At 75.3% G+C, this 18,512-nt stretch carries 15 protein-coding genes and 1 rRNA gene; 14 read left to right on the top strand and 2 right to left on the bottom strand.

Going from position 1 to position 18,512, the window contains the following annotated elements:
• From rrf to ACZ4W5_RS31830, 6 genes are all read left to right on the top strand, one after another.
• Positions 1-67, top strand: a 5S ribosomal RNA gene (gene rrf / locus ACZ4W5_RS31855); the annotation flags it as partial.
• A 132-nt stretch (positions 68-199) separates the two neighbouring features.
• Positions 200-760, top strand: a complete 561-nt coding sequence (locus ACZ4W5_RS31850) for an RNA polymerase sigma factor (RefSeq protein WP_360244265.1) — start codon at positions 200-202, stop codon at positions 758-760.
• Positions 757-1,584: a zf-HC2 domain-containing protein gene (locus tag ACZ4W5_RS31845; protein WP_360244262.1), complete on the top strand. Its 828-nt coding sequence runs from the start codon at positions 757-759 to the stop codon at positions 1,582-1,584. Before ACZ4W5_RS31850 ends, ACZ4W5_RS31845 begins: the two co-directional genes overlap by 4 nt.
• 32 nt (positions 1,585-1,616) lie before the next feature.
• The gene (locus ACZ4W5_RS31840) at positions 1,617-2,426 is read left to right on the top strand and encodes an ATP-binding cassette domain-containing protein (protein WP_465658455.1); all 810 of its coding nucleotides are present in this window, start codon (positions 1,617-1,619) and stop codon (positions 2,424-2,426) included.
• Positions 2,423-3,814 carry a hypothetical protein gene (locus tag ACZ4W5_RS31835; RefSeq protein ID WP_465658454.1) on the top strand — a complete coding sequence of 464 codons (1,392 nt, stop codon included), beginning with the start codon at positions 2,423-2,425 and terminating at the stop codon, positions 3,812-3,814. Before ACZ4W5_RS31840 ends, ACZ4W5_RS31835 begins: the two co-directional genes overlap by 4 nt.
• Positions 3,811-4,383 (top strand): hypothetical protein, encoded by a 573-nt coding sequence (locus tag ACZ4W5_RS31830; protein ID WP_465658452.1) that lies wholly within the window; start codon positions 3,811-3,813, stop codon positions 4,381-4,383. Before ACZ4W5_RS31835 ends, ACZ4W5_RS31830 begins: the two co-directional genes overlap by 4 nt.
• 82 nt (positions 4,384-4,465) lie before the next feature.
• Here the strand turns inward: ACZ4W5_RS31830 and ACZ4W5_RS31825 are convergent, their stop codons facing one another.
• Positions 4,466-5,812 (bottom strand): eCIS core domain-containing protein, encoded by a 1,347-nt coding sequence (locus ACZ4W5_RS31825; protein ID WP_465658451.1) that lies wholly within the window; start codon positions 5,810-5,812, stop codon positions 4,466-4,468.
• Positions 5,813-6,232: 420 nt separating this feature from the next.
• Positions 6,233-7,663 carry a COG1470 family protein gene (locus ACZ4W5_RS31820; protein WP_465658449.1) on the bottom strand — a complete coding sequence of 477 codons (1,431 nt, stop codon included), beginning with the start codon at positions 7,661-7,663 and terminating at the stop codon, positions 6,233-6,235.
• A 238-nt stretch (positions 7,664-7,901) separates the two neighbouring features.
• On the opposite strand from ACZ4W5_RS31820, the gene ACZ4W5_RS31815 reads away from it, so the two are divergent.
• From ACZ4W5_RS31815 to ACZ4W5_RS31780, 8 genes are all read left to right on the top strand, one after another.
• Positions 7,902-8,645, top strand: a complete 744-nt coding sequence (locus ACZ4W5_RS31815; protein WP_360244247.1) for a helix-turn-helix transcriptional regulator — start codon at positions 7,902-7,904, stop codon at positions 8,643-8,645.
• Between the two features lie 349 nt (positions 8,646-8,994).
• Positions 8,995-12,264 carry a hypothetical protein gene (locus tag ACZ4W5_RS31810; RefSeq protein ID WP_465658447.1) on the top strand — a complete coding sequence of 1,090 codons (3,270 nt, stop codon included), beginning with the start codon at positions 8,995-8,997 and terminating at the stop codon, positions 12,262-12,264.
• A gap of 139 nt (positions 12,265-12,403) precedes the next feature.
• Entirely contained in the window at positions 12,404-13,186 is a 783-nt protein-coding gene (locus tag ACZ4W5_RS31805) for a Pvc16 family protein (protein WP_465658445.1), read from the top strand.
• A 20-nt stretch (positions 13,187-13,206) separates the two neighbouring features.
• The gene (locus ACZ4W5_RS31800; protein ID WP_465658458.1) at positions 13,207-15,372 is read left to right on the top strand and encodes an ATP-binding protein; all 2,166 of its coding nucleotides are present in this window, start codon (positions 13,207-13,209) and stop codon (positions 15,370-15,372) included.
• A 179-nt stretch (positions 15,373-15,551) separates the two neighbouring features.
• Positions 15,552-17,102: a phage tail sheath family protein gene (locus ACZ4W5_RS31795; RefSeq protein ID WP_465658443.1), complete on the top strand. Its 1,551-nt coding sequence runs from the start codon at positions 15,552-15,554 to the stop codon at positions 17,100-17,102.
• A 69-nt stretch (positions 17,103-17,171) separates the two neighbouring features.
• The gene (locus tag ACZ4W5_RS31790) at positions 17,172-17,612 is read left to right on the top strand and encodes a phage tail protein (RefSeq protein ID WP_350509413.1); all 441 of its coding nucleotides are present in this window, start codon (positions 17,172-17,174) and stop codon (positions 17,610-17,612) included.
• Entirely contained in the window at positions 17,609-18,097 is a 489-nt protein-coding gene (locus ACZ4W5_RS31785) for a hypothetical protein (RefSeq protein ID WP_465658441.1), read from the top strand. Before ACZ4W5_RS31790 ends, ACZ4W5_RS31785 begins: the two co-directional genes overlap by 4 nt.
• Positions 18,094-18,252 carry a DUF6760 family protein gene (locus ACZ4W5_RS31780; RefSeq protein ID WP_360244231.1) on the top strand — a complete coding sequence of 53 codons (159 nt, stop codon included), beginning with the start codon at positions 18,094-18,096 and terminating at the stop codon, positions 18,250-18,252. The genes ACZ4W5_RS31785 and ACZ4W5_RS31780 overlap by 4 nt, the downstream gene beginning before the upstream one ends.
• The last annotated feature ends 260 nt before the right edge of the window (positions 18,253-18,512 follow it).

Here is an 18,512-nt window from a genome sequence, read left to right as displayed (position 1 = left end):
AGCTAAGCCTCACAGCGCCGATGGTACTGCAGGGGGGACCCTGTGGGAGAGTAGGACGCCGCCGAACAATCATTCAGAAAAGCCCCCGCCGGGTTCACCGGCGGGGGCTTTTCGCATTTCCGGGGAAGGGGAGACCCGCACTGTGACGCAGGTCACGCCGGATCAAGAACCTGCGCGCTGGATCGGGCGTCTGGCTGGTGTGAGATCACGCAGGAGAGCACTGGACGAGCTGGACGAGGAACGCCTCCTCCGGCTGGTGGCCAGGGGCGACCGCGGGGCGTTCGAGGAGCTGTACGGCCGGACGTCACCGTGGTTGGCGGTGCGGTTGCGCCGTCGCTGCTCGGACGAGCAGATCGTCGCCGAGGTCATGCAGGAGACGTACCTGGCGGTGTGGCGCGCGGCCGGCGCGTTCGCTGGGAGCGCCGTGGGCGGTTCGGCCGTCGGGTGGCTGTGGACGATCGCGGCGCGCCGGCTGGTCGACGCGTTCCGGCGCCGGGCCCACCACGCCGAGCCGCCGATGGCGGCCGCCGAGCGGGCGGTGGTGCCGGGGGCGGAGGAGGAGGCGCTCGCCGGGACGGTCGGCGGTGACGTGGGCGACGCGTTGCGGCGCTTGGCGCCGGAACTGCGCGAGGTGCTGCAGGCCACGGTGCTGGACGGGTTGTCCGTCCGGGAGACGGCCGTGCTGCTCAGACTGCCCGAAGGCACGGTCAAGACCCGTGCCCGGCGGGCTCGGATCGCGATGCGGGAGGCACTGGCATGACGGCGGAACACGCGTCCCGGCGGCTCATCGCCGACTACGCGCGGGGGGACGCGGCGATGGCCGCGGACACCGTGTGGGCGCTGGAGGCCCACTTGGAGACCTGTGCGCCGTGCCGGGCGCTGCTGGCGGCCTCGGTCGTCACCGAGGCGCCCGAGGTCGCCGCGCTGCTGGACACCGTCCGGGCCGGTCTGGTCCCGCAGTTGGACGCCGCGGTCCGGGCGCCCGCCCGTCGGCGCCGTCCGCGGTGGGTGTCGGCCTGGCTGACGCCCGCGACCGGCCCGTGGCTGGCCATGACCGCCGCCGTCACCCTGCTGGCGCTGCTGCTGGACGCGGTCGCGCCGTCGGGGTCGCTCGGCGGTGCCTCGCCGGTGTCGCTGCTGGCGCCCGCGCTGCCGCTGTTCGGCGTCGCCGCGGCGTGGTCGCGGGCCCTGGACCCGGCGTACGAGCTGACCGCCTCGACCGCCCGCGCGGGCCTGCCCCTGCTGCTCAGGCGCACCACGGCGGTGCTCGCCGTGGTCGTGCCCGGGCTCCTGTTGACGGGGTGGCTGACCGGCACCATGACGGCCGCTCAGTGGTTGCTGCCCTCGCTCGCCTTCACGTCCACGGCCCTGGCCCTGGGCAGCGTCGTCGGGGTGACCCGCGCCGCGACCGCTCTGGCGGCCGTCTGGAGCGCCGCCGTGCTGGTGCCCGCCGGGGTCACCGGACGTGTCCCCGCGGCCCTGCGGCTCGCCCTGGAGCCGGGCCGGCTGCCGGTGTGGGGCCTGTTCCTGGTGCTGGGGACCGCTGCCGTGATCGTCCGCCGGAACGCCTACTCAACGTTGTGACAACACCATCGACCCTCGAAAGGGGCCACCGCATGGCGCCCATGACGAGCGCGGCCGACATCGCGCCGAAGACCTACGCCTGGGAGATCCGGGCCAGTGACCTGAGAGTCCGGGTGGGCCGGAAGAAGCTGGCCGTCGACGGGCTGGACCTCTCGCTGGGACTCGGTGCCCACGGCCTGCTGGGGCCCAACGGCGCGGGCAAGACCAGCCTGATCCGGGCGCTCGCGACGGTGCTTCGACCGGCCGGCGGCGAGCTGGAGCTGCTCGGCACCTCCGTCGGCGGGCTGGGCGACCACCGGGCGCTGCGGCGCCGGATCGGCTACCTGCCGCAGGACTTCGGCTACTACAAGCGCTTCACCGTGCGGGAGTTCGTGGAGTACATGGCCTGGTTGAAGGAGGTGCCGAAGCCGGACATCCCCGCGGCCGTTCAACGGGCCGTCGAGCGGGTGGGCCTGGCCGACCGGGCCGACCACCGGATGAAGACGCTGTCCGGCGGCATGGTGCGGCGGGCCGGCATCGCCCAGGCGATCGTCAACGACCCCGCGGTGCTGCTGCTGGACGAGCCCACGGCCGGCCTGGACCCGGCGCAGCGGCTGCGCTTCCGCGAGCTGCTCCAGGAACTGGGCCGGGACACCTGCGTGGTCGTCTCCACCCACCTGGTCGAGGACGTCGCGGCGGCCTGCACCGACGTGGTGCTGTTCGCCGACGGGCGCCTGGTCTTCCAGGGCACCCCGGACGACCTGGCCGCCGCGGGCGGCAGCGAGTACCCGGGCGACAGCCCGCTGGAGCGCGGCTACTCGGCCCTGCTCCGTGACTCCGGACAGCAGGGAGGCAACTGGTGAACGCCCGGGTGCTGCGCACCGAACTGAGGCGCTCCGTCGCCCCGTGGGCCGGCCTGGTCGTCCTGGGCGGCAGCCTGGCGGTCCTCTACGCCGTCAACGGGCTGTGGTGGCGGGGCACCGCGGCGTGGACCGGGCAGTGGACGTCGATGGCGCTGACGACCCGTTCCATGCTGGCCTATCTGTGGCCGCTCTCGGTGGGCTTCGGCGCGGTGTACGGCCTGCGGGACTCCCGCTCGCGGACGGCCGAGCTGCTGGCGAGCACGCCGCGGCCGGCCTGGCGCCGTGCGGCGGTGCCGGCCGGTGCGCTGGCGCTCGCGCTGGTGTCGGGCTTCGGCCTGCTCGTCCTGTGGGGCGGGAGCCAGGTGGCCCTGGGCGAGAGCGACTACCTTCCGGCGGGCTGGCTGCCTATCTCGCTGGTGGCGGCGCTGGCCCTGGCCGCGGGTGCCGTGTTCGGGATGGGCCTGGCGCGGACCCTGCCCTCGGTGCTCACCCCGCCGATCCTGGTGGTGGGCTCCCTGGTGACGGTCATGTACCTGCGGCAGACCACCGACACGGCCCTGCCGTCGGGCCAGGCGCCGAACCGCTTCTCCCAGCTGTCCCCGGTGACCGACATGCCGCGCGAGATGCTGCTGACCCTGTCCGGGGCGGTGGACCTGGGGCAGGCGCTGTGGTTCCTCGGCCTGCTCGGCACCGGCTTCGCGCTGCTGACGGCCTCGACCGTCCGGGCCCGGCTGTTCGCGGCGGCTCCCGTGCTGGCCGGTGCGGCGCTGGCCCTGCTGGTCCTGCCGGCCGACCCGCGCGACACCTGGGTGGTCGACCGGGCCGCCGTGGCCCTGGTCTGCGACGGTCCGGTGTGCGTGACCCGGGCGAACGGCGCGCAACTGCCCGTATTCGCGCCCTCCGGCAAGGAGGCGCTGCGGGTGCTGCACGACGCCCTGGGCGACCGGGCGCCGACCGCGGTCCACGAGGAGACCACGCTGCGCGCGACCGGCGACGACCGTCAGCTCTCCGGCGACACGGTGCTGGTCGACTTCGACGACCCGCTGATCGCCCGTGCGACGGGGGCGGAACTGACCCGCCTGCTGGTCGCCCAGGGCCTGGCGCCGAACTGCCGGCCGCGCACCCCTTGGGAGGGCGGGGGGCTGGACGCCGTCGCGGCGCAGAGCGTCGTCGCGAGCTGGGCCCTCGGCGACCGTCAGCTCCAGCCGTTGCAGAAGCCGGAGGACAACAGGTACTCGCAGGTCGCTTGGGCGAACGCAACGGCTGCCTGGGAGAAGCTGACCGCGCTGCCGCGGGCCGAGCAGCGTGTGCGGATCGCCGAGGTCCGGGCCGCCGCGCTGTCCTGCGGGGACGAGCTGGCGTCGCTGACCGGGGAGGCGTCCCGATGAGGTGGCTGAGCCTGTACGCGCGCTCGCGGCAGGCGTCCGCCTCGGCGGCCGTCGTCCTGCTGGTGGTGCTGGCGGGGTGGGCCTTCGACCACGAGGGCCCGGACCCGATGGGGTTGGGGACGGCGGTCCTGGTCCTCACCGTGAGCGTGGCGGCCGCCTCCGTCGGGCTCGGCGGCCAGGACGCCGGGCTGGACCGGACGGCCGCGATCCGGTGGGTGCCCCGCCGGGCGGCGCACCTGCTGCTGATCGGTGCGTTCGCCGCCGCGGCGCTGCTGGCGCTGCGGCTGGTGGGGTCGGAGCCCGCCCCCACCGGGTACGTGGTCCGGGACGCCGCCGGGCTGGCCGGCCTGGCCGGGCTCGGGGCGGTGCTGTGCGGGGCGCACCTCGCCTGGATCCTGCCGACCGGCTGGCTCGCGGTCACCGTCCTCAGCCCGGCCGCGCCCGGCACCGTGGGGGAGGTGGTGCACTGGATGACCTTCTCCCCGGCCACCACGGTGTCCACCGGGACGGGGTGGGTCCTGCTGGCGGTCGGTACCGCGCTGTACGCCGTGGTGGGCCCGAGGCGCTGACCGTCCGGCGGGTCGAGCGCGTCGGCCGACGCCGGCCGAGTCCCCGGGGGAGGGTCCATGGGCCCCCGGGGACTCGGCCGTTTCACGTCCCCGTGGTGTACGGGGTCAGGTCGACGTTCCAGGTGTGCACGCCGCCCTCGTGGACGGTGATCGCGACCGGCTCGTCCGGGTGCTCGGGGTCGAATTCCGAGCTCACGCTGTGGGTGACCACGGGGCTGGTCCAGGCGGGCAGGTTCCGGTTCCAGGTGCCGTTGTTCGGGGCGACCTTCCAGCGGAACGAGACGCTGTACTCCTGGAGCCAGTACCCGGGGGACATCCGGGCCGAGGTGGAGAAGCCCGGGTTGTCGTTGAACTCGATCTGGTTCTGGGCGTCGACGATGACGGCGTTGGTGTAGTTGGGGCGGTAGGGGCCGTCCTGGACCCAGTCGCGCGCCGAGTCGTGCTCGCCGTAGCTGCCGTCCTTCGCCCGGACGACCTGGACGTTGGAGTCGGTGACCTCCTGCCAGAAGTGGTAGTTGGTGGAGACCCGCTGCGGGGCGCCCGGCGGGTTCTTCAACCGGGCGACCTGCCAGAAGCCGATGTTCTGGTCGTCGTCCATCTTCTGGGTGGCCGGGCCCTCGTAGCCGGACTCGAACTCCAGCACCGGCCGGGCGAGGTCGAGGTTCGCCGCGCGCGCCTTGCCCCGGGTGGTGCGCGCGGGCGGGCTGCTGCCGCGCACCTCGGCGACGTCCGCGTTCCGCTTGGGCATCCGCTGCACCGCGGCCGTGGCCGCCGCCGGGGATCCGGCGTGGGCGGGCGGCGCCTCCGCGCGTTGCAGCGGGGCCGCGAGGGCGCGGACGGCGTTGGCCTCCGCCTCGCGTTCGTAGCGGTCGGAGGGGTCGGAGATCCGCAGGCCGTCGCCGCGGTCGGTGCCGGTCACCGGGCCCTGGCGCTGCTGGATGACGTGGGTGAGCTCGTGCGCCAGGGTGTGCCGGTCGCCGCCGCCCTGCCCGAGCACCACGTGGTTGCCGGAGGTGTAGGCGCGGGCGCCGACCTCGGCCGCGGAGGCGGCGGCCGCGCTGCCGGTGTGCAGCCGTACGTCGGAGAAGTCGGCGCCGAGGCGGGCCTCCATCTCGCTGCGGGTGGGGCCGTCCAGGGGCTTCCCGGCGGTGCGCAGCACCTGGGGGACCAGGGAGCGCTGGAGCGGCAGTTCCTCCGGCCCGGCGCCGTGGGCGCCGCAGTCGTGGCCGCTGTGGCCGCTGTGGGCGCCGTGGGCGCCGGATCCGGCCCGGGCCTGCTGGACGAGGCGGCTCACCGCGGCGTTGCCGAGGGTGCGTTGCAGGGCGAGGGCGGTGCCGGGCCCAGGGCCCGGGCGTGGTGCGCGGGCGGCCGGGGAGTTCCCCCGGTCGCTGCGCTGCTCGGCCTGCCGGTCCGGTTCATGAGCGCGCACGGTGGTCGGATTCCTTCCGCCTTGTGGCGATTCGGTGCATATAAGGCCTCGAAGGCGTCTCCGGTGCGGGAACGGTTCAAAGCTACTGCTGTACTGATGACACGTCAGGAGGGCGTCAAGGGCAGACTTCGCCGTCCCCGGGGGAACGGCCGATTGCCCTGGCAGGCCCCGGCCGGGTTCCCCGGGAGGGCACGTGGCCCGTATTGGTGGGGTTCGAACGGGTTGTCGCCCTGAGCGCGGACCGGGTGTGACGTCCGTCCCGTGTTGACATGGTCACGGGCCGTGAGAGGAGATACGGAAGGGGAAGATCACGGAGGAGAACGGGGTGATTCCGGCGGAAGGGGCCCATTGACACCGTTGGGGCATCGGGTGCACCTTTCCGGTCCGGTCGCGGGAGGGGAGGGCACCGTGTGCACCGGGTCAGTTCCCCTGCCTGATGTCGCTCAACGTTCCGCTGATGTTGAGGAGTTCGTGACAGGTGGCTGCCTGCTTGCCCGAGGCCGGAGTGCCCGGGGACTCGCAGGTCACGCTCGCCGTCACCGCCTGGTCCTCGGAGACCTGGATGGGAGTCACCCAGTGGTAGTCCTGGTTGCGGAAGGTCTCCAAGGCAATGGTGTTGATCACCTTCTGGCCGGCCGTGATGGTCACGACGCCCTGGTCGCCCTGGAAGTTGGCGATCACGAGGTCGGTCATGTCGAAGACCTTGCCGTGCGGCACCTGGTAGCTGCCGGTGGACGCGGCGCCGCCGCCGGTCTGTACGTCGATGGTCGCGGAGCTCTGCCGCCCGGTGCCCGGCTCCGCCAGGCCCGGTCCGGGGGCGGGGCGGCCGCCGCTGCTGGTGGCCTGCCCGGAGCCCGGCTTGCCCGGTGCGCTGGGGTTGCCGCCGGAGGGGGCGCCCGGGCCGCCGCCGGGTGTGCCGGCGGGTGCGGCCGGGGTGGCGCTCTGCTGGGCGACGGCCTGCTGGGCGGCCTGCTTGGCGGAGCTGCGCACCGCCGGGCGGACCAGGGCGAACCAGGCCAGCAGCAGGGCGATCAGTGCCGCCAGGAGGGCCAGCAGCCACTTGGGGAAGATCGGGAGCTGGATGAACTCGCCCTCCAGCACCGGGCGTTGAGCGGCGCCGGGAGGGGGAGTGGGGGCGGGAGTGGCGGCGGCAGCGGTGCCCTCGGCAGCTCCGCCGCCGGTGTCCTTGCCGTCCTTGGTGTCCTTGCCGTCCTTGCCCCCGCCGTCGGGGGCCTTGCCCGCAGGGGCCGGCTCGGGGCCCACCGCGACCTCGAACGGCCAGGAGGCCTGCTTCCCGAACCAGATCAGCTTGCGCGCGCGGGCCTGCAGGCGCAGCTCCCCGGACTCGCCGGGCTCCAGGCGCAGCCGCTCCGGGGTGGCCCGGAAGCGCAGGTCCTCGCCGGCCTGAGCGGGGGTGAGCACCACGGTGTCCGGGGCGTTGCCGAGGTTGCGCACCGAGGTGCGGTAGCGGCCGCGCAGCCAGCCGCGGCGGCGCCGGGGCGCGAGCGCGGCCTGCAACTCCTCGAAGGGCGTCACGGTGACCGTGGTCTCCGGCACCGTCACCAGCTCGGGGCGCTCGGTCGGCAGGACCCGGATGCCGAGCGGGAACTCCCCGGCCCGGGCGGCGGGCGAGCGCGGTGGGGCGAGGCGCACCGTCACCGTCTCGGACGTCCCCGGGAAGAGCGAGACCCGGGCCGGTTCGACCGTCGTCCACGCGGCGCAGTCGCCGACCACCTCCAGCGTGTACGCCTCCACGATGTCCAGGTCGTTGCGCACCGTCAGGGTCGTGGTGGCCACGCCACCGGGCGCCACCGTCAGCGCGGGCAGGCCGAGTTCGGCGGATGTGGTCATGGCGTGACGGTAGGGCCGGAGGACCGTCCGCGGAGAGGGCCGTACGGGCAAGCCGTGGGCACACCCCTTGCCCGTACGGACGGACCGGCCCTGCCCGGCGCCGTCGCGACCGACCAGGCGGGGCCCGACCGAGCCCCCACCGAGCCCCCACCGGGGCCCCGACCGGGCCCCCGACCGGCCCCGCGCCACGGCGCCGGGCCGCAACAGCCGCAGGACCGCAGGAGAATGGAGTGTTCCGATGACATCGATCGAGGCGACCCGCGGAGAAGCCGTCACCAGCCGCCGGGGGCCGGCGGCACCGCCGTCCGTGCCCGCCCGCCCGGCCGGGGCGCGGATCCCGGTGCAGGGGCGCGCCCGGCCGGCCCAGATACCCGTGGCGGTGTACGCCGAGGACCTCATCCTGCAGACCGGGGTGGTCCAACAGCTGCGCCAGCGGCCCGAGGTGGAACTGCTCAGTGAGGCCGACGCGGGCCGGGCGGAGGTCTCGCTGCTGGTCGTGGACGCCCTGACCGAGGCGGTTGCCGACCATCTGCGCCGGCTGCGGCTCGCCACCTCGGGCCGGATCGGCCTGGTGGTCGGCCAGTTCGAGGCCGGGGGGCTGCAGACCATCGTCGAGCACGGCGTCGCCGCCGTGCTGCGCCGCTCGGAGGCGGACCAGGACCGGCTGGTGCACCTGATCACCGCCCTGGCCAACGGCGAGGGGGTGATGCCCGGGGACCTCCTCGGCGAACTGCTCGACCGGATCGGGACGCTCCAGCGCACCATGCTCGACGGACGCGGCCTCACCCTGTCGACCCTGACGGCCCGGGAGGCGGAGATGCTGCGGCTGGTCGCCGAGGGCTTCGACACCAGCGAGATCGCGGCCAAGACCTCGTACTCGGAACGCACCGTCAAGAACGTGCTGCACGAGATCATCACCCGGCTGGGGCTGCGCAACCGGGCGCACGCGGTGGGGTACGCGATGCGGCGCGGCCTGATCTGACCGGGGAGGGGGGCTGCCCCTGAGGAGCAGGAGAAGACCCGCCCCGAGCGGGCAGGACAGCCGCAGGCACGGACGGACGTCCCCAGCGCCCGCGCCGCGGCGTCCTGCCCTTTGCGGACACCGGCCGTTACCCCCGGCTCGGGGGGGGGGGGGGGGGGGTGGGGGGGCGGGGGGGGGGGGGGGGGGGGGGGGGGGGGGGGGGCCCCCCCCCCACCCCCCCCCCCCCCCCCCCCTCCCCTCCCCCCCCCCCCCCCCCCCCCCCCCCCCCTCCCCCCCCCCCCCCCCCCCCCCCCCCCCGAGCCGGTGAGACTGCGGGGGAGACCGCCCCTGCCACCCTGTGAGGTCGAGCGTGATCGGCGCCACCGCCACCCCCCGCCCCGTCCGGCGGCCGGCCCGGGCCGCCGTCGCGGTGCTGCTCGCGCTGGCGACCGCCGTGCTGACCCTGGGCTCCGCCCCCGTGACGCCGAGCGGCCGGGCGGCCCCGGCCGTCACCGCCGAGGACCCGGCCGCCGCACGGATCGTCTACGCCGGCACCAACCACCGCGGCCTCGGCCGGGTGACCGGCGGCGCCTCCAGCACCCCGCTGTTCGGGCCCGGTCCGGTCCACTTCGACCAGGACCCCTCCGCCCGCGGCGGCGAACTGGTCTTCACCAGCCTGCGGGACAGCCCGCTGCCCCAGGTCTACCTGCGCGAGGCGAACGGCGCGGTGCGCCGGCTCACCAACGGCATGGACACCGCCCACCCCGCGCTCGCCCCGGACGGCAAGGGCGTCGTCTTCGAGGCGCTGGAGCCCACCGCCGCCGGCGGCACCCAGCACGTGCTGTGGGCGGTCAACCGGGACGGCACCGGGCTGCGCCGGATCACCGACGGCGCCGCCGACGAGACCCACCCGACCGTCTCGCCCGACGGTCAGTGGGTCGCGTACTCCTGCACCGGCGACCCGGCGCACCGCCAGATCTACCTGCGGCCGTTCACCGGCGGCGCGCCCGTCAAGATCACCAACGTGGCCGTCGGGGACGCCGTCGACCCGACCTGGAACCCGGTGAACGACGACGCCCACCGCAACCAGATCGTCTACACCTGGGACAAGGGCGGCGACCAGGGCCGCACCCTGATGCTCACCTCGCCCACCGGCGGTGACAAGGCGTTCTTCCCCGGCACCGGCTCCACCTGGCGCACCGGCTCCGCCTCCTGGCTGGCCGACGGCACCGGCGTCCTCTTCCTCAGCGCCGACCAGCTCACCTCCCCGCCCCCGGCCCCGCAGCCCGACCCGAACCAGCCGCCCGTGGTGAACCTCTACCGGGCGCCGACCTGCGACTGCACCGACCCCCAACTCCTCTACCGCACCAACCGGTTGATCTCGACCCCGACCTGGCTCGGCACCCAGGCCGAGGGCGGCCCGGTGGTCGAGCAGACCAGCGCCGCCACCGCCAACACCGCCGACGTCCAGGACGTCCGCCAGGACGGCACCGACCCGCGCGACCTCGGTATCAGCGTGCTCACCGAGGACCCGGCCGCCGACACCAACACCAACCCCGACCCCGGCGCCGACCCGCTCTTCCACCCCCGCCCCGGCTACGACCCCTGGTTCGAGCGGCAGAGCTACACGCCCGACGGCCGCCAGCTCGTGGTCACCCGCTACGAGGACTCCCCGGCCGGGCGGATCCAGCGGATCTGGCAGGCCGACGCCGACGGCTCGAACCCACACCCGCTGAACCTCGCCGGCCGCGGGCCCACCGACCGGGACACCGACCCCTCGCTGTCCCCGGACGGTCGGCTCATCGTGTTCAGCCGCAGCACCCCGGCCGCCGGCCAGACCCCGGCCCGCCCCGGCCGGCTGCTGATCGCCCAGGTGGCCACCGGCGCGATCGTCGGCACCGTCCAGCCGCCCGCCGACCAGCCGGGCGCCTCCGACGGCGAGCCGTTCTGGTCCCCCGACGGCAAGCTGATCGCCTTCTCCCGGACCGCCGTCGTCAACGGCAACGCCGGCAACCTGCACATCTGGACCGTCGCCGCCGACGACCTCACCCGGCAGCGCGACCTCAGCCGGGCGGCCTGCCCCGGCAGCTGCAACGTGATCGACGACAGCCCGGTGTTCTCGCCCGACGGCCGACGCCTCGCCTTCAACCGCAAGGCCGGTGACGGCGGCAACAACCGGCAGGACGGCCTCCTGGTCACCTCGCCCACCGGCACCGACTGCGCGGTGCTGCTGCCCGCCGGGCTGCGTGACGACAAGGGCGCCTGCACCCGGCCGCTGCCCGACACCATCGCCACCGGCCCGTACCAGCCGCGGGACGTCGCCTGGACGCCGAACGGCGCCCAGCTGGTGCTCACCTCGCGCCGGGCGCTGCCGCCCAACTCCCCGGAGGGGCTCGGCACCTACGACCTCGCCAGCGGCAAGCTCAGCCCGCTCGACTGGCGGCTGCCCGGACGGCAGAAGGAGCCGGCCGTCCAGCAGTCCGTCCACCTGGCGCTGAGCGCGCCGCCGCGCACCCCCGCCGTGCAGGTCGACGGCGGCACCGACGTCACCGTCACCGTCACCAACCACGGCCCCGCGCCCTCGCCCGGCACCGTACTGACCGCCTCGGTGCCCGGCGGCGCCCGGCTCGGCAGGCTGACCACGCCCGTCGGGACGTGCGACGCGGCCGCGCTGCGCTGCGAACTCGGCACCCTGGCACCGGGCGCCGAGGTGCGGGTGACCGCCACCCTGATCGGTACCCGCACCGGTGACCAGCCGTTCGGGTGGAGCGTCACCGGGGCGGTCGTCGACCCGGACCCGGAGAACGACTCCGCCGAGACGGTCCTGCCGGTGCTGAGCGCGCCCACTCCCACGCCCACCCCGACCCCCACCGCCTCGGCCAGTCCGATCCCCAGCCCGACCCCGACCCCCAGCTCGACCCCGACTCCGACACCCGCGCCGACCACCCCGAGCAGCACGCCGACCCCCGCACCGCCGCCGTCCCCCGCACCGCCGCAGGCCGGCCCCGCCGTCGCGGTCGACGCCCAGCCGAACCCCGGCTACGTCGGCGGCCACGTGACCGTCAGCTACACCGTGCGCAACACCGGCCAGGCCCTCGCCACCGGCCTGCGGCTCACCCTAGGCCTGCCCCCCGGCGTGCCCACCGAGGCACTGCCGCCCGGCTGCCGGGCCGGCAGCTGCGCGCTGGCCGACCTGCGCCCGGGGCGCAGCCAGGTGGTCCGGGTGGTGCTCTCGCCCGTCGCGGTGCTGGACACCACCGTCACCGCCGAACTGACCACCACCGGCACCGACGCCACGCCCGGCCCGCACCGGGCCAGCACCCCGCTGCGGGTCGTCCAGCCGCGGATCGTCGCGGTGCCGCCGATCGGCAAGCCCGGCTTCGTGACCTCCGTGCGCGGCGTGGACTTCCCGCCCGGCGCCCCCGTCCGCTTCACCTGGAACCCCGGCATCACGGCCGCCGCCGCGCCCACCTACCCCAAGGCGGACGGGACCTTCGCGGGCCAGCTGCTCATCCTGTCCAAGGACGAGACCGGCCCGCGCACCATCACCGCCGACGGCCCCGGCTTCTCCCCGGTCACCACGCCCTTCCTGGTGGTCGAGGGCACCATCGGCCCGCCGGGGGAGGTGGACCGGCGGTGACCCGGGTGAGCGACGAGACATCGCGGCTGCACCGGAAGTCGGCCCGGTCGACTTCCGGTGCAGCCGGGTGGTCGGGTGCGGTGCTGGAGCAGTGGTCGGCCGGCGGCCGGGCCGGAGCAGCAGGGGAGGTGGGGCAGCGGTGATCCACGAGGTCGACGAGGCGCTGCGGCTGCTGCTCGCCGAGGCCGGACTGCCGGAGCGCGGCGTCGAGGTCGTCCTCGACGCGCCCACCCGGGACCTGGCGGCCCGGCGCACCGCGCCGACGGTCAGCGTCTTCCTGTACGACGTCCGCGAGGACACCGGGCGCCGACAGGCTGGCGCCGTCGCCGAACACGACGCCGACGGCCTGGTGATCGGCCACCGCGCCGCGCCGCGTTGGTTCGAACTGGCCTACCTGGTCACCGTCTGGACCAACCGCCCGCAGGACGAACACCGGCTGCTGGCCGAGGTGTTGCAGTGCCTGACCGCCGTCGACGCGCTGCCCGCCCGGCTGCTCACCGGGACGCTCGCCCGGCTCGGACTCACCGTCGGCCTGGACATCGCCGGGCGCGACACCGGTCTGCCGTCGGTCTCCGACGTCTGGTCCGCGCTCGGCGGGGAGCTGCGGCCCTCGATCGACCTGCGGGTGCTCGCCCCGCTCGCCGGGGCGCTCACCCCCGCCGGACCGCCCGTCACCGAGGGGCTGGTGGTGCACGCCAGGGACACCAGCGGGGACACCGGCACGGACACTGCTGGGGACGCCCGGCCGCCCGTTGACGGCCCCGGCCGGCGGCTGCGCTACCGGGGCGCCGCCACCGACCCCGGACCGGACGGCTTCGCCGCCCCCCGCGACCGCGCCCTGCCACCCGGCCGCCGCAGCAGGGGTGGGAGCAGCAGAGGTGGGAGCGGCAGGGGCGGAAGCAGCGGGGGCGGAATCAGGTGAGCCCGGACCTCGCCCTGGCGGTGCCCGGCGTCCCGCCCGACCACGACACCGACCGCGACCACGAGCACGACACCGACCACCTGTGGGACCGCCTGCACCGGGTCGAGCAGCGCGTCCGCGCCGCGGTGCGCGAGCGCCGGGCCGACGACCCGGACCCGGACGACCCGTACCGCGGCCAGTACCTCGGCCCGGAGGCGGTCGAGCGGATCCTGGCCTCCGCCGCCGTGACCACCGGCCACGGCACACCGGCCGGCCAGGACGCGCCCGCCCCGCCGCCCGGCTCCCGGCTGGCCCGGCTCGGCGCCGCCTTCGGGCTGCTCCCGGTCGACCTCGACCTGCTGCTGGTCGCCCTCGCCCCCGACCTCGACCCCCGCTTCGAGCAGCTCTACGGCTACCTCAACGACGACCTGACCCGCCGTCGGGCGACCGTCGGGCTGGCCCTCGAACTGTGCGGGCTGCCCGGGGCCGGGGCCGCCCGCTTCCGCTTCGCCGTGCGGGCCCCGCTGATCGCCGGCGGCCTGCTGGAACTCACCGAACCGGACCGCCCGCTGCTGTCCCGCACCCTGCGGGTCCCGGACCGGGTGACGGCCCACCTGCTCGGCGAGGACGAACCGGACGACGCCCTCGCCGGACTGGCCCACCGCGCCGACCCGGCCGCCCGTCCCGAACCGATGGGCACGGCCGGGGCGTTCACCCCCGCCGAGGCGCAGGCCGTCGACCGGCTGCGCGCGGCCGCGACGGCGGCGGGCGCCGGAGCCGTCTACCTGCTGGACCGGGGCGGCCACGCCGGCCCGCTCGCGGTGGCCGCGCTCGCCGCCGACGGTCGCCCGCCGCTGGTCGTCGACGCCGCCGCGCTGGCCGCCCGCCCGTCGGGGGCCACCGTACGGGTGCTCGCCCGCGAGGCCCGGCTGGCCGGGGGCGGGGTGGTGCTCGGCCCGCTGGACCGGCTGGAGCCCGAACGCCCCGAGCGGGCCGCGCTGTTGCGCGAGCTGTGCGCGGAACTCGCCGCCGTCCCGCTGATCGTGCACGGCCCCCTGGTGTGGGACCCGGCCTGGTCGCGGGAGAGCCCCGTGGTGGTCACCGCCCCGCCGCCGGACGCCGACGGCCGCGCCGGGCAGTGGGCCCGCGCACTGGCCGCCGCCGGCACGCCGCTGGACGAGGAGCTGACGGACGGCCTGGCCGAGGCGGTGGCCGCCTACCGGGTCGACCGGGAGAAGCTGGCGCGGGCCGCCTCGGTGGCCGCCCGGACGGCCGCCGCCGAGCGGCGCCCGGTGCGCGCCGAGGACCTGCGGGCCGCCGTCCGGGCGCAGAACGCCGCCGGCCTGGCCCGGCTGGCCCGCCGGATCGAGCCCGCCGTCGGCTGGCCCGACCTGGTGCTGCCCGACCCCACCGCCGACCGGCTGCGCGAACTGGTGCTGCGCGCCCGGCACCGCGACCAGGTGCTCGGCTGGTGGCGGATGCGCCCCGGCGGCGGCCGCGGCAACGGCGTGATCGCCCTGTTCGCCGGGGAGTCCGGCACCGGGAAGACCATGTCGGCCGAGGTGGTCGCCGCCGAACTCGGCATGGAGCTGTACGTGGTGGACCTCTCCACCGTGGTGGACAAGTACATCGGCGAGACCGAGAAGAACCTGGAACGGATCTTCACCGAGGCCGCCCAGGTCAACGGCGTCCTGCTGTTCGACGAGGCGGACGCGCTGTTCGGCAAGCGCGCCCAGGTCAAGGACGCCCACGACCGGCACGCCAACCTGGAGACCGCGTACCTGCTGCAGCGGATGGAGTCCTTCGACGGGATCGCGCTGCTCACCACCAACCTGCGCGCCAACCTCGACGAGGCGTTCACCCGGCGGCTGGACGTCATCGCCGAGTTCCCGCTGCCCGACCGGGCGCAGCGCCGGCTGCTCTGGGACCGCTGCCTCGGCCCGGCCCTGCCCCGCGGCGACGACCTCGACCTGGACTACTGCGCCGAGCACTTCGAGCTCACCGGCGGCTCGATCCGGGCCTGCGCCGTCTCCGCGGCCTACCTGGCCGCCGGGGCGGGCACCCCGCTGGGCATGGCCCAGCTGGTCGCCGCCGTGGTCGGGGAGTACCGCAAGCTCGGCCGGCTGGTGCTGGAGAGCGAGTTCGGGCCGTGGCTGGAGCGGCTGCGCCCCGCCCCGGGCCCGTCGGGGGCTGCCGGGCGCACATGACCGGAGCGGCAGCGCCCCGCCCCGGAGCGGCTCGGGGCCGTCGGGCGCACCCGGCCGTGCCCGCCGGGGCAGCGATCCTGCCCCCGATCTTGACCGCGGGGACATGTCCCCGGACACCGCCCCGGCCGCAGACTCGGGGGCGAGTGAGACGTAACGACCGGTCATCTGGAGGAGCGCGTATGCCGTCGTACCTGACCCCGGGCGTGTACGTGGAGGAGGTGCAGTCCGGTGCCCGGCCGATCGAGGGCGTCGGCACGGCCGTCGCCGCCTTCGTCGGCTTCGCCGGCAGCGGCCCCTTCCACGAGCCCACGCTGGTGACCAACTGGGACCAGTACGTCCAGCGGTTCGGGGCGTTCACCGAGGGCACCTACCTGGCGCACGCGGTGTACGGGTTCTTCGCCAACGGTGGCGGCTCCGCCTACGTCGTGCGGATCGGCGACCCGGCGCGGCAGGCCACCGGCGGCGCCCCCGCCCCGGCCGTCGCGGCGGCCCCGCCGGTGGAGATCGGCGGCTTCCTGGTGTCGGCCCTGCCCGGTGCGGGCGGCGAGGTGTCCGTCGAGGTCGCCGACGCCGAGGGCGAGAACGTCCCCGACGACCGGTTCCGGCTGATCGTCCGCCGGGGCGCTGAGGTGGCCGAGAGCTACGACGTCTCCACCCGGAAGAACACCAAGGGCTACCTCGTCACCCAGCTGCGCGAGTCCAAGCTGGTCGCCGTCGCCGAGCAGCCCGGCACCGCGCCGAGCCGCCCCGAGCGCCGCACCCACGCGCTCGCCGCCGCCCCGGCCCCCGCGACCGGCCCGGTGGTGGCCGCCGGCACCCGGCTGGACCCGGCCGAGTACGTCGGCGACGCGGCCGCCCGCACCGGCTTCTCCGGCCTGGAGGCGATCGACGAGATCACCATGGTCGCGGTGCCGGACCTGATGAGCGCCTACCAGCGCGGCGACCTTGACGACGAGGGCCTGCGCACCGTCCAGCTCGCGGTGATCTCGCACTGCGAGCAGATGGGCGACCGGATCGCCGTGCTGGACCCGCCGCCCGGCCTCAACGCCCAGCGGATGCGCAGCTGGCGCCAGGACGAGGCCGGCTACGACTCCCGCTACGCCGCCCTCTACTACCCGTGGATCAAGGTGTTCGACCCGGCCACCGGGCGCAACGTGCTGGTTCCGCCGAGCGGCCACGCCGCCGGGGTGTGGGCGCGCAGCGACGCCGAACGCGGGGTCCACAAGGCGCCCGCCAACGAGGTCATCCGCGGCGCCGTCGACCTCGAACTGCGGCTCAGCAAGGGCGAACAGGACCTGCTGAACCCGATCGGCGTCAACTGCGTCCGGGCGTTCCCCGGCCGCGGCATCCGGATCTGGGGCGCCCGCACCCTCTCCTCCGACCCGGCCTGGCGCTACCTCAACGTGCGCCGGCTGTTCAACTACCTGGAGGAGTCCATCCTCCTGGGGACCCAGTGGGTGGTCTTCGAACCCAACGACGACCGGCTGTGGTCCAGCATCCGGCGGAACATCACCGCCTTCCTCACCGAGGAGTGGCGGCGCGGGGCGCTGTTCGGCCAGACCGCGGCCGAGGCCTTCTACGTCAAGTGCGACCGTGACAACAACCCGCCCGAGTCCATCGACCTCGGACAGGTGATCTGCGAGATCGGCGTCTCCCCGGTGAAGCCGGCCGAGTTCGTGGTGTTCCGGCTGGCCCAGTTCTCCGACAGCACCAGCCTCCTCGACGAGTGAGTCGCGGCCCCGCCGCAGACCCACCCGTCGGCCCCACTGTCGATATTCATCGGAAGGTGACCACACGCCATGGCTGAAGGCGATCCGCTCTCCACACACATATTCGGCGTCCAACTCGGCGGCTACAACGTCGAGTCCGTCAAGGAGATCAGCAACCTGACGGTCGAACAGGACGTCGTCGAGTACAAGCAGGTGACCCAAGAGGGCAAGCTGATCGTCCGCAAGCAGCCCGGCGCCCGACTGCCCGGCGAGGTGACCATCACCCGAGGCCTGGACAAGAGCGGCGCGTTCACGGACTGGATCAAGGAGACCCTCAACAACGGGGCGATCAACACCGCCCGGCAGAACCTCACCATCGAGGTCAAGGACACCACCGGGGCCACCCTGCGCCGCATCCAGCTCACCAACGCCTGGGCGAGCCGCTGGGAGGGCCCCACGCTCAGCGCGGGCGAGTCCAGCGCCGCGACCGAGACGGTGACCATCGTGTTCGAGGAGATCCGGGTCGAGTGAGGCGCAAGATCGGCCTTGAGGAGCTGCTGGAAGGCGCCCCGGCCCCGCAGAACCCCGCGCCGCAGCAGGCGGCTCCGGGGCAGGCGGGGCCGGCCGGCCCGACCCGGCGGCAGTCCCCGCACACCGAGTTCGAGTTCGAGCTGCCGCTCGGCTACGTCGACGACGAGGGCACCGTGCACCGCCACGGCGCCATGCGCCTGGCGACCGCGCGCGACGAACTGATGCCGCAGATCGACCTGCGGGTCAAGGAGAACCCGGCCTACCTCAGCGTGGTGCTGCTCAGCCACGTGATCACCCGGCTGGGCGACCTCACCGAGGTGCACACGGGCATCGTCGAGCGGATGTACGCCACCGACGTGGCCTTCCTCCAGGACCTCTACCAGCGGATCAACAGCGAAGGCCACACGCGCGCCGCCGTGACCTGCCCGCACTGCGACGGCGCCTTCGAGGTCGACCTCGCCGGTGGGCGCCTGGGGGAATCGTGACGTACGCGCCTGCTCGGCTGTACGAGGAGATCGCGTACATCGCCTACCACCTCCACTGGTCGCGGGAGGACCTCCTCGACCTGACCCACCACGAGCGCGGGCAGTGGGTGCGCGAGGTCGCGCGGCTCAACTCCCGCATCAGTGAGGGTGGGTGAGGGGGGTGGGGCTGCGGGACTGGATCGGGCGGCGGCGTGGCGGGTCCGGCGCCGGGGTTGCTCCGGGGTCGGGCGCGCGGTCGGGCTCGGCGTCGGGGCCGGGCTCGGGCTCTGACGCGGGTTCGGGCTCGCCGTCGGGCTCGGGCTCGGGTTCCGGGGCTGCCGGGGTCGTGCGGTCGCGCCCGGCGGCCGGGGACGGGGGCTGGCGCGCCGTGGCGCCGCTGGTCTCGACCCTGGCCGGGGCGTCGCCGCGCGGGGTC

Source organism: Kitasatospora sp. NPDC029367, from assembly GCF_055569135.1.
Note: the sequence above shows the minus strand (reverse complement) of the source record. Positions and strands in the feature narration are given on the sequence as shown.